The following is a 13,567-nucleotide window of genomic DNA, read 5'->3' on the forward strand; positions in this document are numbered from 1 at the left end:
TCCTGTGGGAGCGAGCCTGCTCGCGAAAGCGGTAATGGTCGCACCGAAGATGTTGCCAATGATGGCCCTTTCGCGAGCAGGCTCGCTCCCACAATGGGGCGTGTTCAGGCCAACAAAAAGGCGACCCGAAGGTCGCCTCTTTATTCAGCCAGCGTTGATCAGAACTCGTGATCAGCGTTGTCCGGGTTCAGGTCGCTGATACCCAGTTTGCCAGCGGCGGCTTCGATCGAACCGGTCTGCTTGACCAGCGAAGCGATGGCGTCACGGACAATCTGGTTGCCGGCGGTGTTGCCGGCAGCGATCAACTGGTCGTAGTGCTCACCCTTGTTGGCGTGGTCGACGATGACCTGCATCTTGGCTTCAGTCGCGGCCAGATCGGCTTTCAGTGCGGTGTCGGCAGCCGGGTCGACTTTGGCCACCAGGGACGACAGGCTGGCACCCGTCATTTTGGTGCCGTCGACACGGGTGTATTCGCCCAGGTAGACGTTACGAACGCCTTTGGCATCGTAGAACTGCGAGTTGTGGGTGTTGTCGCTGAAGCAGTCGTGTTCGTCTTCCGGGGAGTTGGCTTCCAGGGAAACCTTCATGCGTTCGCCCGCCAGTTCGCCCAGGGACAAGCTGCCCATGCCGAACAGCATTTTACGCAGGCCGCTTTCAGCCGGTTCCGCTTCCAGGGTGGCGCGGTAGTTGTCGGCCACGTTCGGCTTCCAGTTGCCGACCATTTCTTCCAGATCGCTGACCAGCAGTTGGGTCACGGCTTTCAGGTAGGCACGGCGACGGTCGTTGTGGCCGCCGGTGGCGCCTTTGCCTTCCAGGTAATCGGAAGCAGGGCGGTTGCCGGCGCCAGGGCCGGTGCCGTTCAGGTCCTGGCCCCAGAGCAGGAATTCGATGGCGTGGTAGCCAGTGGCGACGTTGGCCTCGGAACCGCCCAGCTCGTTCAGGCTGGCGAGTTTTTCCGGGGTGATGTCTTTCACGTCGACCTTGTCTTCGCCGACCTGAATCTGAGTGTTGGCGATGATGTTGGCGGTGGCACCCGGGTTACCCAGCGCGTGCTCGTAGGATTTGTCGACGTAGTCGATCAGGCCTTCGTCCAGTGGCCAGGCGTTCACCTGACCTTCCCAGTCGTCGATGATGGTGTTGCCGAAGCGGAAGACTTCGCTCTGCAGGTAAGGAACGCGGGCGGCGATCCAGGCAGCCTTGGCGGCTTTCAGGGTGTCGGCGTTCGGCTTGGCGAGGAAGGCGTCTACAGCGGTTTGCAGGGTTTTCGCGGTGGATTCGGCATCGCTGTAGACAGCGAAAACGATGTCGGCGTAATGGGCGACAACGGCTTTGGCAGCGGCTTCATCGACTTTACCGGCAGCGGCAGGTGCAGCGGCTGGAGCAGCCGGGGCAGCAGCGGTGCTGGCAGCCGGCGCTGGTGCGGCAGCTTTTTCCTTGTCTTTGCCTTCACCGCAACCGGCGAGGGAAATTGCGATGGCCAACAGACTGGCGGTAGCCAGAGGCATACGAATCATGGCGAACATCCTGCTTCGAGAGGGGGTGGAATGGCGCGCCCGGCGCGCAAAACTGCCACATAATGCAAATCTTTCGCATTATGTGTAAAGGGTTGTGCTTGGAAATATTTCTTATTCACGGGACGGGTGTAGCAGATCTGTAGGAGCGAGCTTGCTCGCGATGGACGTTAACGATAACGCGTGCTGTCTGACAAAACGCGTCGCCTGTGAGTCCATCGCAAGCGAGCTCGCTCCTACAGAGGTTACAAAATAGCGGCGTTACTACGCTGGGCCTGCTTCAGATAAGCGCCCAATTCCCTTGCCGGCAACGGTTTGCTGTAGTGATAACCCTGACCTTCGTGGCAGCCTTCGGAGATGATGTAAGCCTCCTGTTCGGCCGTTTCCACACCTTCGGCGATCACCTGCATGCCCAGGCTCTTGCCCAATTGGATGATGGCGCGAACGATGGTTGCGTCGTCGTCATCATCGAGCAGGTCCTGAACGAAACTCTTGTCGATCTTGATCTTGTCCAGCGGCAGGCTTTTCAGGTAGCTCAGTGAGGAATAACCCGTACCGAAGTCGTCGATCGCGATCAGCGCCCCGGAGCGACGCAGGCTGAGCAAGTGCTGGGCGGCGGTGCTGATGTCTTCCATCAGGCCGGTTTCGGTCACCTCCAGCTCCAGGCTGCGCGGTGGCAGGCGATACATCTGCAGCAGGTTGTTGACCACCCTTGGCAACTCGGCGTGGTGCAGTTGCACGGTGGACAGGTTCACCGCCATGCGCAGGTCGCTGAAACCCTGGTCATGCCAGTCTCGCAATTGCTTGCAAGCCTGATCCAGCACCCACTCGCCAATGGCAATGATGGTGCCGTTCTGCTCGGCCAGCGGGATGAACAGGTCCGGCGGAACCAGCCCGTGTTCCGGATGCTGCCAGCGAATCAACGCCTCGACGCCGACTACCCGGTGGTCGCGGTAGCTGATCTGTGGTTGATAGACGAGGTAGAACTGCTCGCGGACCAAGGCATCGCGCAGGTCTTTTTCCAGCTCGCGACGGCGGCGCATCTCGGTGTCGACGCTGGCGATGTAGAACTGATAGCGGTTGCGCGAGCGAGTCTTGGCCAGGGTCATGGTCTGCTCGGCTTTCTGCAGCAGCTTCTCGGTGCTGTCACCGTCTTCGGGGAACAGGGTGATGCCGATGGTGGCGCGCAGGCGGATTTCCTGATGATCGAGGGCAAACGCCGCTTCCAGGTCATCGAGAATGCTTTGGGCCAGCTCGGCGGCTTCGTAGGGTTGTTCGATATCGGCCTGCACCAGGGCAAACTGGTCGCCCCCGAGGCGGGCGAGGGCACCAAGGCGTCCACTGTGCGCACGCAGGCGATCGGCCAGGGCCAGCAACAGCTGGTCGCCGGTCTGGTAGCTGAACTGTTCGTTGATGCCCTTGAAGTCATCGAGGCCGACACACAGCACGGCCACCCGTCGTTGCAGCTTGCCGGCGTCAACCAGAATCTTGTCCAGTTGTGATTGGAGTTGCTGACGATTCGGCAGGCCGGTGAGGAAATCGTACTGGGCCATGCGCAACAGACTGTTTTCCGCCTCGTGGCGCAAATGGGTGTTGCGCTCGATGGACTCCAGCAACTGGTTGGCGGTGTTGATCCAGATCCCCAGCTCGTTTTTTTCGTGACCCTTGAGCAGCGGGATCTTGTGTTCGCTGGGACGATCCGGGTTGATTTCGGTCAGGTGTTCGATAATCCGCGACAGGGGCTTGGTCAGCAACCAGTGATACACCAGATACAACACCAGCCCCATCGCCAGGGCGCGCAACACGCCGGATATGAAGATGATCACCGAACTGACGATAAAGCCTTGCCCATAGGTGGCGGTGTCGAGGGTGATACTCAGGTCGCCGTAGTACTCGCTGTAAGGGCCGCGTCCCACCAATTGGGTGGTGAAGGTGCGTTCCTTGCCGAGAATCAGGTCGGTCAGCCAGCGACTGCTGGAGTGCTGCAGCTCGCGGGATTTCTGCGCGAGCATGGCTTCATTGGGGTGGCCGATGGAGGCCTGGCGCACGGCATCGTCCTGAAACAGGCCTTCGATGACCTGCATGCCCATTTCCCGGTCCAGGCTGTAGACGGCCTGGGTCGAGGGATCGCGGAACATGTCGAGGATGCGTTCGGCATCGCCGGCAACGGCCTGGCGTGTTTTGTAGGCATCAAACACGATCTGCGCGCAGCTCAAGACCACGCCGACGATCAATGCCGACAGGAGTACGACCCGGAGCAACTTCACCGACAAGCTGTTCTTGAGTTCCAGCTTCAAAGGGTTATTCCTTGTTCCGTGCGGGTAGCATCAAGTTGCCATGAGTATTGGCAATCCCGTGATGGCAGTCAAAGGGACAATCATCCATGGGGGATTTTGCCTGCAGCTTGGCCGATATGCAGTTGTCTGCGGTAATTGTCCGATTAGTACTGTGTCGGTTGTCGAGTCCTTCAACTTGAGGAGGGATGTGGAGATATTTTCCTTCTGACTGATGTTAGACGGCTGTGGCGCCGGGGCAAGGGGGTGAAGGCTGGTTTCATCGTGGGAAATTGGCTTGCGTTGTTGATCTCTTTATCTTGGCGGCTTTAGGGCCGACCAAGCTCTGGGTTGTCGGAGTACATATCCGTTGTTGCGGTAACGGCCACTGGCGGTTTCGGCCTTACGGCGACTCACTTTTTTGACAAACGCCTCAAAAAAGTAAGCAAAAAAACGCTCGCCCCGGCGTCCGGCCCCTCGCCAAGGCTCGGGGTTCCTTCGCTCCGGCATTCATCCGGGGGCATCGCCCTCCGGTTGGCTTCGCTGCACCTGCATGCAATGGGTTCGACTGCGTCGAACGGCGCTGTGCGCCAATCCCCGGATGAACACCTCCACTCAGTCTTCCGATGGGGCGGGTGGATCAAGATCAAGAGCTGAAGGCGAGCTAACGCTCGGCCTGATGAGTGTGAAAGCAGCGGGTGTACGGCGACCCATTGTGGAAGCGAGCCTGCTCGCGAAGGCGGCCTGACAGCCAACCAATCTCTTGCAGATGTATCCGGTTCCCCTGTGGGAGCGAGCCTGCTCGCGAAGACGGCGGAACAGTCACCACCGTTCCTCTGCTCATATCCTTCCATAAAAAAACCCGGCAAAAGCCGGGTTTTTTGTCTGGCATCGAGCTTAAGCGGTGAAGGTTTTGCCTTCGAACTGCTCAGCCACGAATTTCCAGTTGACCAGGTTCCAGAACGCTTCGACGTACTTAGGACGCAGGTTGCGGTAGTCGATGTAATAAGCGTGTTCCCAGACGTCGCAGGTCAGCAGCGGGGTGTCGCCGTTGGTCAGCGGGTTGCCGGCGCCGATGGTGCTGGCCAGGGCCAGGGAACCGTCAGCCTTTTTCACCAGCCAGCCCCAGCCGGAACCGAAGGTGCCGATGGACGTCTTGCTGAACTCTTCCTTGAACTTGTCGAACGAACCGAACGCAGCGTTGATGGCTTCAGCCAGTGCGCCGGTTGGTTGACCGCCGGCGTTTGGCGCCAGGCAGTTCCAGTAGAAAGTGTGGTTCCAGACCTGAGCGGCGTTGTTGAAGATGCCGCCCGAGGAAGTCTTGACGATTTCTTCCAGGGTCTTGCCTTCGAACTCGGTGCCTGGCACCAGGTTGTTCAGGTTCACGACGTAGGTGTTGTGGTGCTTGTCGTGGTGGTATTCCAGAGTTTCCTTGGAAATGTGCGGCTGCAGTGCATCGTGTGCGTAAGGCAGTGGCGGCAATTCGAAAGCCATGGTGGATCTCCTAATCAGGTCAGTTGCGGTGAGCGCAAGGCCGATCACGGGCGGCCAGACAAGCGCCGGGGAGTTTTATACTCTTTGCGGCGCAGGAGTCGGATCATAGCACCGGGGGTGCGGCATAACCACGCAACAACTGTGTGGAATAGAGGTTCCAGAGCCTTTTGGAATAAATCAACCCGCCATGATCAGTTGCAACGCTACAGCGAACATCATGACCGCGACCAACAGGTCGAGAATTCGCCAGGTGCTCGGTCGAGCCAGCCACGGAGCCAGCCACGCCGCGCCCAGTGCGAGGGTGAAAAACCACAGCAACGAGGCACTGGCTGCACCGACCACATAAGCGCCGGGTTCTGTCTGCTGCGCGCCGAGCGAACCGATCAACAGGACGGTGTCCAGATACACATGGGGGTTGAGCAGCGTCACTGCCAGCGCACTGAGCATCACCGCGCGCAAAGAGCGCACCGTCTGGTTTTCACCCTGCTGCAGACTTTGTTTCGAACAGGCACGGCGCAACGCCTGGCTGCCATACCAAATCAGAAATACAGCGCCACCCCAGCGGGCCACTGCCAGTAAAGTCGGGTTCTGCGCCAGCACCGTCGCCAACCCGAACACCCCGGCGGCCACCAGCAACGCATCGCAGGTCACGCACAGTGCCGCCACCGGCAAATGATGTTCACGTCGCAGGCTCTGGGCCAGTACAAAGGCGTTTTGGGTACCGATCGCCATGATCAGGCCCGCGGCCACCAGCAGGCCGTTTACATAGCTTTGCCACATAGTTGCTACTCCGCGTTGGCTGCGAGGTCGCGCAACACCTGCATGGCGCGCTCGGCGTCGGCCTGGCCGACGAATAAATGGTCGTGGTAGTAGCCGGCAATCACGTTGCAACTGATGCCGGCCTTGCCCAGTGCCGTGGCGAAGGCGGCGGTCAGGCCGACGGCTTCGAGGGCCGAGTGCACGTTCAGGGTGATCCAGGCCGCGACGTAGTCGAAGCTGAAACCGGCTTGTTCGGCGTGAGAGCGTTCGAGAATCACGGTCAGGCCTTCCTGTTCACGGAAGCTGCCAATGATGTCCACGCCTGAAGGCAATCGCCCGTCATGCAGAGTGCAAAACACGTATTCGCCGGCGTTGAGTTGCGGGCTCATGCTGCGCAGCAATGTTGCCAATGAAGTTTCGCCAGCCATGTGAGTGATCCTGTTCAAGAGTTCTTGCTGGCCATTCTCCGGCAGGACGCTGTATAAGAAAAACCAATAGTGGTGATCGCTCATTAGGAAAACTGATGTTCGACTATAAATTGCTTTCTGCCTTGGCCGCGGTGGTCGAGCAGGCGGGTTTCGAACGGGCTGCGCAGGTACTGGGCTTGTCGCAATCGGCGATTTCCCAGCGCATCAAATTGCTTGAAGCACGGGTCGGCCAACCGGTGCTGGTGCGGGGCACGCCGCCGTCGCCGACCGAGATTGGCCGGCGTCTGCTCAATCATGTGCAGCAGGTGCGTTTGCTTGAGCGCGATTTGCAAACATTGGTCCCGGCGTTGGACGAAGAAGGACTGCCAGAGCGCCTGCGTATCGCTCTGAACGCTGACAGTCTGGCGACCTGGTGGGCGCAAGCCGTAGGGGATTTTTGTGCGGATCAGCATTTGTTGCTGGACCTGATCGTCGAAGATCAGACCGTCGGCCTCAAACGCATGCGCGCAGGGGAAGTGGCGGCCTGCCTGTGTGCCAGCGAGCGACCCGTGTCCGGCGCCCGCAGCGTGCTGCTGGGGGCGATGCGTTACCGGGCATTGGCCAGCCCGGCCTTCATCGCCCGGCATTTTCGGCAAGGTGTGCGTGCCGACCAGTTGGCCAGAACCCCGGCCCTGGTATTCGGCCCGGATGACTTCCTCCAGCATCGCTATCTGGCGTCCCTCGGTGTCGATGGCGGATTCGAGCACCACTTGTGCCCATCGTCCGAAGGCTTCATCCGTCTCGCAGAAGCCGGACTCGGCTGGGGGCTGGTGCCGGAACTGCAGGTTCGCGAACAGCTGGAGCGCGGCACTTTGCTGGAGCTTTTGCCAGATAAGCCGATCGACGTGGCGTTGTACTGGCATCATTGGCGCAATGGCGGTCAGTTGCTGGGGTTGCTCACCGATCAATTGGTGCGCGCGTCCAAGCAATGGCTGGTGGCCTGAGAGCAGTTGCAAGCGTCAAGCTGCAAGCCGCAAGTGAAGAGCTTGCGCATCCTTTTTTAACTTGCAGCTTGTAGCTTGACGCTTGCAGCTGTATCCGAAGGAATACCTCATGAAGATTCTGGTCACCGGCGCAAGCGGCTTCATCGGCGGGCGCTTTGCGCGTTTCGCCCTGGAGCAGGGCCTGGAAGTGCGGGTCAACGGTCGCCGGGCCGAGGGTGTGGAGCATCTGGTGCGGCGTGGCGCCGAATTCGTTCAGGGTGACCTCAGCGACCCCGAGTTCACCCGCGAACTGTGCGCCGATGTCGAGGCCGTGGTGCATTGCGCCGGTGCCGTCGGCGTGTGGGGGCGCTATCAGGACTTTCACCAGGGCAACGTCCAGGTCACGGAGAACGTGGTCGAGGCCTGTCTGAAGCAGCGGGTCCGGCGCCTCGTGCACTTGTCGTCGCCATCGATCTACTTCGATGGCCGTGACCACTTGGGCCTGACCGAGGAGCAAGTACCCAAGCGCTTCAAGCATCCCTACGCCGCGACCAAATACCTGGCTGAGCAAAAGGTCTTCGGCGCCCAGGAATTCGGCCTCGAAACCCTGGCCCTGCGCCCGCGTTTCGTCACCGGTGCCGGTGACATGAGCATCTTCCCGCGCCTGCTCAAGATGCAGCGCAAGGGACGCCTGGCGATCATTGGCAACGGCCTGAACAAGGTCGATTTCACCAGCGTGCAGAACCTCAATGAAGCGCTGCTCAGCAGTTTGCTGGCCAGCGGCTCGGCCCTGGGCAAGGCCTACAACATCAGCAACGGAACACCGATTCCCTTGTGGGACGTGGTCAATTACGTGATGCGCAACATGGAGGTCCCACAAGTAACGCGCTACCGTTCCTACGGCTTGGCCTACAGCGTTGCCGCACTGAACGAAGGCGTGTGCAGGTTGTGGCCGGGTCGTCCGGAACCGACCCTGTCGCGACTGGGCATGCAGGTCATGAACAAAAATTTCACCCTGGACATCAGCCGTGCCCGGCATTATCTGGATTACGACCCGAAGGTGAGCCTGTGGACCGCTCTCGATGAATTCTGCAGTTGGTGGAAGGCCCAGGACATTCGTTGAACGGCCCCTGGACTGAACCGACTACGGGGTTGAGGGTCAATCGGTGCGGCCGTGGGGGTTATACTCGCCGCATCAAGCCATCACCGTTTCACAAAGGTTGACTCCATGTCCATGCGTAACGATGCCAACGACGACTTCGATGATGTACCGAGCCTGCGTGCCGATAGCCTCGACGACGATGACTATGTACCCACCTCGCGTACGTCCGTGCATTCGCGCACGGCGCCCGTGGTCAAGGTCAAGAGCCCGAGCACCGGGCCGTTGTGGGCGCTGGTCGGCGCTTTGTTCTTTGCGTTCGCGGGCCTGGCCTGGTGGAGCTTCCAGCAGATTTCGCTGATGGAGCAGCAACTGGTGGCGACCCAGGAAAGCTTCGCGCGTATCAGTGAGGAAGCGGCAGGGCGCCTGCAGGACATTTCCGGCAAGGTGGTCGCCAGCCAGACCAATGTGACCTCCGACAGTGAAGCCTTGAAATTGCAAATCAAACAGCTGCAAAGCCAGCTGCAGGATCAGGGTAAACAGCAGCAGGGCGTGGCCGGTCAGGCTTCGGAGCTGGACAAGCGACTGGCGCAGATGACCGCCCAGACCACCGAGCTGGACAAACGCCTCGAGCAGATCACCGCTCAGAATACCGCTCATGCCGCTGAGCAACAGACCGCCACCATTCAATTGCAGGCTCAGGTCAAAGTCTTGAATAGCGACGTAGCCGTGCTGAAAAGTGCCCCGGCGGACACTGAGAAGTTCGACGCCCAGCTGAAAAGCCTCGGTGCCGACATCAGCGCATTGAAAAAACAAGGCAACCCGAACGCCGCCATCGATCGTCTGGAACAGGAGATCGTCATCCTCAAGAGCGAGCAGGACAATCGCCCGACACCGGCTCAAGGCTCGACCAATACCGCGGAGTTCGACGCCTTCCGTGGCCAGGTCACCCGCAACATCAACACCCTTCAGGCGCAGATCCAGAACCTGCAACAGCAACTGCGCGCAAGGCAGTAAAAGACCGGATACTGAACAACTGTGGCGAGGGCGCTTCTGTGGCGAGGGAGCTTGCTCCCGTTGGGTGGCGCAGCCGCCCCACTCCATTCGCTGCGGTTGACCAGACAAGCCGCGTTGTCTGATAGGCGGCTGCTGCGCAAACGATCGGGAGCGAGCTCCCTCGCCACAAAAAGCAGTTCCGGCACACTGCGCACCGCTGAACACCCATACATGCCCCATTGCCGTCTACGCTCTTGAAACATCAACAAGAACGAGGGATGCGCAATGGGGGTTCTGCATAAGCTGGCCTTGCTGGGCGGGATGCTTTTGTTGTGCCTGGGCCAGGTTCAGGCCGCCGGGACGGAAAAAGCTGACAGTCAGGCCGCCATCGCCTTGCTGGAAAAAGCCCTGGCCTACTACCACGACAATGGTGACAAGGCCTTCGCCGCGTTCAGCCGCCAGGGCGAGTTCGTCGACAAGGACCGTTATGTGTTTGTCGTCGACACCAAGGGCGTGATGCTTGCCAGCGGCGGTCCTTCCGCGGCGCTGATTGGTCGGGATGTGTCGGAGGTCCTCGGGCCGGATCTGCGCAAATCCTTCAAGGATGCCCTGAAAGTGCCGGAGGGCAATGGTATCCAGCAAGCGGAATATCGCTGGCAGAACTGGGCCGATGGCAAGGTCGAGCGCAAGCATGTGTACTACCAGCGTGTCGGTCAGCGGATCCTCGCGGTCGGCTACTACCTGCCACGGGCCTCGGCGGAACAAGCCATGGCCTTGCTGAACAAAGCGGCGACCGACCTGGCCAAGGACGAGAAGGGCACCCTGACGGCGATCAACGCCCTCAAGGGCGGTTATCTTCAGGATGATTTGTATGTGTTTGTCGTCGACCTGAACACCCGGCGCTACGTCGCCCACGGCACCAACCTGCGCTTGATCAACACGGATTTCGGCAAGATCAAGGACCCGGAAGGCAAACCGGTGGGGGAGCCGATTCTGGCGCTGATGAGCCAGCAGGATTATGGCGAGTACGCATACCGGTGGAAGAATCCGGTGACCGGCAAGGTCGAGGACAAGCACGCCTACCTGAAGAAGGTCGGGCATTTGCTGGTGGCGGTGGGGTATTACAGCCCTTGAATGGCGGTGCCTGACAGTCCGCCTTCGCGAGCAGGCTCGCTCCCACAAGGACCGCGCACTGTGGGAGCGAGCCTGCTCGCGAATGGTGGGGACGCGGTCTGGCTACCGAACCTTGTCCTCACGCCCGCGCAGCAACATGTTCGGCATGGCAACCGCCGCCGCCAGTCCCAGCAACGACACCGCCGCGCTGACCATCAGCAAATGCCGGAAGGTCAGCAGCAGTTCGGCGCGCAAGGCGTTCTGCGCATCCCCCGGTGTGGCGTTCAGGCCGTCCAGCAGAACATTGCCCGAATGTCCCTCGGCAATCAGTGACGAGCCGGCCAGGTGCGCGAAGCTCGAATCCTGCAAAAACGCCAGCAGAAGCGCCGACATCAGGGCAACGCCCACCGCGCCGCCCAGCGAACGGAACAGGTTGGTGGTGCTGGTGGCGACACCGATGTCTCGCTGTTCCACCGAGTTCTGCGTACCCACCAAAGACGTCGGGAATTGCATGCCCGAGGCGATCCCGCTGAGCAGCATGAACAAACTGCTCAACACAAAAGCCTGGGGCGGGCTGAAGGCCATGCCGAGGATCGAGATCGGCATCAGGATCGCACCGGTGAGAATCTGCGGTTTATAGCGACCGGTCACCGAGGTGCGACGGCCGGCGAAATACGCACCTATCGGCAGCCCCATCGCCAGTGGCAGCAAATGCAGCGCTGCACTGTCGGCGCCTGCGCCGGTAACGCTCTGAAAGCGCAGCGGCATCAGCACGATCAACGAAATCGCCTGGAAACTGGTGAAGAAAATCGTGCACCAGCACAGCAGGGCATTGCGGTTGGCGAACAGGTGCATCGGCAGCAGCGGCTCCCGCGCGCGACGCTCATGCCAGACGAACGCTGCCAGTACGACGCCGGCGCAAGCAAAGAGACCGAGCACTTCGCTGCTGCGCCATGAATACCCCTGACCGACCTCAGTGATACCGAGCAACAGCGCGGTCAGGCCGATGATCATCAGCAGCGTGCCCAGGTAATCGATGATGGGGGTGCGCTGCGGAATCGGCAGCCCAACCAGGTTGCGCCGGGCCACCCACCAGGCGCCAAGTCCCAGCGGCAGATTGATCAGGAACACCCAGCGCCAGGACAGGTATTCGGTCATATAACCGCCGAGCACTGGACCGGCCACGCTGGCCACCGCATACATGCTGCTGAAGTAACCCTGATAACGCCCGCGTTCGCGCGGCGGCACGATGTCGCCGATGATCGCCTGGCTGACCGAAATCATCCCGCCCGCGCCGATCCCCTGAAAGATCCGCGCCAGCACCAGTTGCTCCATGCTCTGGGCCATGCCGCAGAACAACGACGCCAGGGTGAACAGGCCCATGCCGAACAACATCAACTTGCGCCGCCCGTACAGATCGCCCAGTTTGCCGTAGATCGGCACCGCCACCGTCATCGCCACCATGTAGCCGGAAATCACCCAGGCCAGCAGGCTGACGTCCTTGAATTGCGCGGAAATGGCCGGCATCGACACGGCGACGATGGTCTGGTCCAGCGCACCGAGAAAGATCGCCATCATCAGGGCGACCAGCACGCTGCGAAGGGCCGGTTTGGGCGTTTCAGGCTGGTTGAGATTGGTCACGGGAGAACCTGCGGGCAGTGATGGTCCCGCAAGAGGCGAGGGCGAGCGGGGATGCTCGCCAGTGTAAGTCGGTAGCAGGCTATTCGATAGCCTCGTACGGAAGCCCGACGTAATTTTCTGCAATGGTTTTTCGACCGGCGTCAGAGTCGACGAAGTACTCCAACTCCGACTCGGCGATGCGCTGGCTGAAGGCATCGTGATCCTCGAAACGGTGCAGCATCGATGTCATCCACCAGGAAAACCGCTCGGCTTTCCATACCCGGCGCAGGCAGATGTCGGAATATTTCTCCAGCAAATCGACACGGCCTTCGCGGTAAACCTTCAGCAGAATATTGAACAAGGTACTGACGTCGCTTGCCGCCAGGTTCAAGCCCTTGGCACCGGTGGGCGGGACAATGTGCGCGGCGTCGCCAACCAGGAACATGCGCCCATACTGCATCGGTTCGACCACGAAACTGCGCAGCGGCGCGATGCTTTTTTCGATGGACGGTCCGGTCACCAGTTTTTCCGCCAGGGCTTGCGGCAAACGGGTTTTGAGTTCATCCCAGAAGCGTTGATCAGACCAGGCCTCGACCTTTTCATCCGCCGGTACTTGCAGGTAGTAACGGGTGCGTGTCGCCGAGCGCATGCTGCACAGGGCGAAACCGCGTTCGTGGCGAGCGTAGACCAGCTCTTCGTGGACCGGCGGGGTGTCGGCCAGTATCCCCAGCCAGCCAAAGGGATAGACTCGTTCGAACACCTTCAGGCACTCGGCGGGTATCGACTGCCGTGCCACCCCATGGAAACCGTCGCAACCGGCGATGTAGTCGCAATCGAGGCGATACTGCTTGCCGTCCTTCTCGAAGGTGACGAAGGTTTCTTCGGTTTTCATGCCATGGGGCACCACGTTGGCGGCCTGGTAAATCGTCTGCGCACCGGCCTCCCGACGAGCGGCCATCAGGTCGCGGGTGACTTCGGTCTGGCCGTAGATCATCACCGTTTTACCGCCGGTAAGGGCTTGCAGATCGATGTGCACCTGGCGGTGATCGAGCGCCAGTTCGAAGCCGCCGTGGACCAACCCTTCGGCGTCCATGCGCTGACTCACGCCGGCCTGGCGCAACAGCTCTACCATGCCTTGTTCAAGGACACCGGCACGGATGCGCCCGAGCACGTAATCGGGCGTCTGGCGCTCGAGAATCAGGGTGTCGATACCGGCGTTGTGCAGTAATTGGCCGAGCAATAGACCGGAGGGGCCGGCACCAATAATGGCGACTTGGGTTTTCAGCATTTTCATTGTTTTTATGACTCGCAA

The 13,567-nt window shown here is 60.4% G+C and carries 11 protein-coding genes; 4 read left to right on the forward strand and 7 right to left on the reverse strand.

The window, feature by feature from the left end:
* Window positions 1-158: 158 nt before the first annotated feature.
* The 5 genes from CKW21_RS06140 to CKW21_RS06160 all read right to left on the reverse strand — a co-directional run bounded on the left by CKW21_RS06140 (window position 159) and on the right by CKW21_RS06160 (window position 6,465).
* Window positions 159-1,514, reverse strand: coding sequence for an imelysin family protein (locus CKW21_RS06140; protein ID WP_095193106.1), 1,356 nt, complete (start codon window positions 1,512-1,514; stop codon window positions 159-161).
* Between the two features lie 242 nt (window positions 1,515-1,756).
* Window positions 1,757-3,808, reverse strand: coding sequence for a bifunctional diguanylate cyclase/phosphodiesterase (locus CKW21_RS06145; protein WP_095193107.1), 2,052 nt, complete (start codon window positions 3,806-3,808; stop codon window positions 1,757-1,759).
* Between the two features lie 873 nt (window positions 3,809-4,681).
* Complete coding sequence (locus CKW21_RS06150) at window positions 4,682-5,278, reverse strand: superoxide dismutase (protein WP_007986065.1); 597 nt, start codon at window positions 5,276-5,278, stop codon at window positions 4,682-4,684.
* 177 nt (window positions 5,279-5,455) lie between these two features.
* Window positions 5,456-6,058, reverse strand: a complete 603-nt coding sequence (locus tag CKW21_RS06155) for a LysE/ArgO family amino acid transporter (protein ID WP_095193108.1) — start codon at window positions 6,056-6,058, stop codon at window positions 5,456-5,458.
* 5 nt (window positions 6,059-6,063) lie between these two features.
* A complete protein-coding gene (locus tag CKW21_RS06160) occupies window positions 6,064-6,465 on the reverse strand; it encodes an ACT domain-containing protein (protein WP_095193109.1) in 402 nt (133 codons plus the stop codon).
* 95 nt (window positions 6,466-6,560) lie between these two features.
* Here CKW21_RS06160 and CKW21_RS06165 point away from each other — a divergent pair, with 95 nt between their 5' ends.
* The 4 genes from CKW21_RS06165 (at window position 6,561) to CKW21_RS06180 (ending at window position 10,656) form a co-directional block, all read left to right on the forward strand.
* The gene (locus CKW21_RS06165; RefSeq protein ID WP_095193110.1) at window positions 6,561-7,448 is read left to right on the forward strand and encodes a LysR family transcriptional regulator ArgP; all 888 of its coding nucleotides are present in this window, start codon (window positions 6,561-6,563) and stop codon (window positions 7,446-7,448) included.
* 109 nt (window positions 7,449-7,557) lie between these two features.
* Entirely contained in the window at window positions 7,558-8,550 is a 993-nt protein-coding gene (locus CKW21_RS06170; protein WP_095193111.1) for an NAD(P)-dependent oxidoreductase, read from the forward strand.
* A gap of 105 nt (window positions 8,551-8,655) precedes the next feature.
* Entirely contained in the window at window positions 8,656-9,543 is an 888-nt protein-coding gene (locus CKW21_RS06175) for an ATPase (protein WP_095193112.1), read from the forward strand.
* Window positions 9,544-9,807: 264 nt separating this feature from the next.
* Window positions 9,808-10,656: a cache domain-containing protein gene (locus tag CKW21_RS06180; protein WP_095193113.1), complete on the forward strand. Its 849-nt coding sequence runs from the start codon at window positions 9,808-9,810 to the stop codon at window positions 10,654-10,656.
* 102 nt (window positions 10,657-10,758) lie between these two features.
* Here the strand turns inward: CKW21_RS06180 and CKW21_RS06185 are convergent, their stop codons facing one another.
* Both CKW21_RS06185 and pobA read right to left on the reverse strand, forming a co-directional pair.
* Window positions 10,759-12,276, reverse strand: coding sequence for an MDR family MFS transporter (locus CKW21_RS06185; protein ID WP_095193114.1), 1,518 nt, complete (start codon window positions 12,274-12,276; stop codon window positions 10,759-10,761).
* 79 nt (window positions 12,277-12,355) lie between these two features.
* Window positions 12,356-13,540, reverse strand: a complete 1,185-nt coding sequence (gene pobA, locus CKW21_RS06190) for a 4-hydroxybenzoate 3-monooxygenase (RefSeq protein ID WP_170948637.1) — start codon at window positions 13,538-13,540, stop codon at window positions 12,356-12,358.
* Between the last annotated feature and the right edge of the window lie 27 nt (window positions 13,541-13,567).

This window comes from Pseudomonas sp. Irchel 3A7 (genome assembly GCF_900187565.1).
Classification (GTDB): Bacteria; Pseudomonadota; Gammaproteobacteria; order Pseudomonadales; family Pseudomonadaceae; genus Aquipseudomonas.

What these genes read in the sequence shown, in the direction of transcription:
- CKW21_RS06140 (WP_095193106.1), bottom strand. Translation starts at nt 1,514, where the DNA reads ATGATTCGTATGCCTCTGGCTACCGCCAGTCTGTTGGCCATCGCAATT.
- CKW21_RS06150 (WP_007986065.1), bottom strand. Translation starts at nt 5,278, where the DNA reads ATGGCTTTCGAATTGCCGCCACTGCCTTACGCACACGATGCACTGCAG.
- CKW21_RS06155 (WP_095193108.1), bottom strand. Translation starts at nt 6,058, where the DNA reads ATGTGGCAAAGCTATGTAAACGGCCTGCTGGTGGCCGCGGGCCTGATC.
- CKW21_RS06160 (WP_095193109.1), bottom strand. Translation starts at nt 6,465, where the DNA reads ATGGCTGGCGAAACTTCATTGGCAACATTGCTGCGCAGCATGAGCCCG.
- CKW21_RS06165 (WP_095193110.1), top strand. Translation starts at nt 6,561, where the DNA reads ATGTTCGACTATAAATTGCTTTCTGCCTTGGCCGCGGTGGTCGAGCAG.
- CKW21_RS06170 (WP_095193111.1), top strand. Translation starts at nt 7,558, where the DNA reads ATGAAGATTCTGGTCACCGGCGCAAGCGGCTTCATCGGCGGGCGCTTT.
- CKW21_RS06175 (WP_095193112.1), top strand. Translation starts at nt 8,656, where the DNA reads ATGTCCATGCGTAACGATGCCAACGACGACTTCGATGATGTACCGAGC.
- CKW21_RS06180 (WP_095193113.1), top strand. Translation starts at nt 9,808, where the DNA reads ATGGGGGTTCTGCATAAGCTGGCCTTGCTGGGCGGGATGCTTTTGTTG.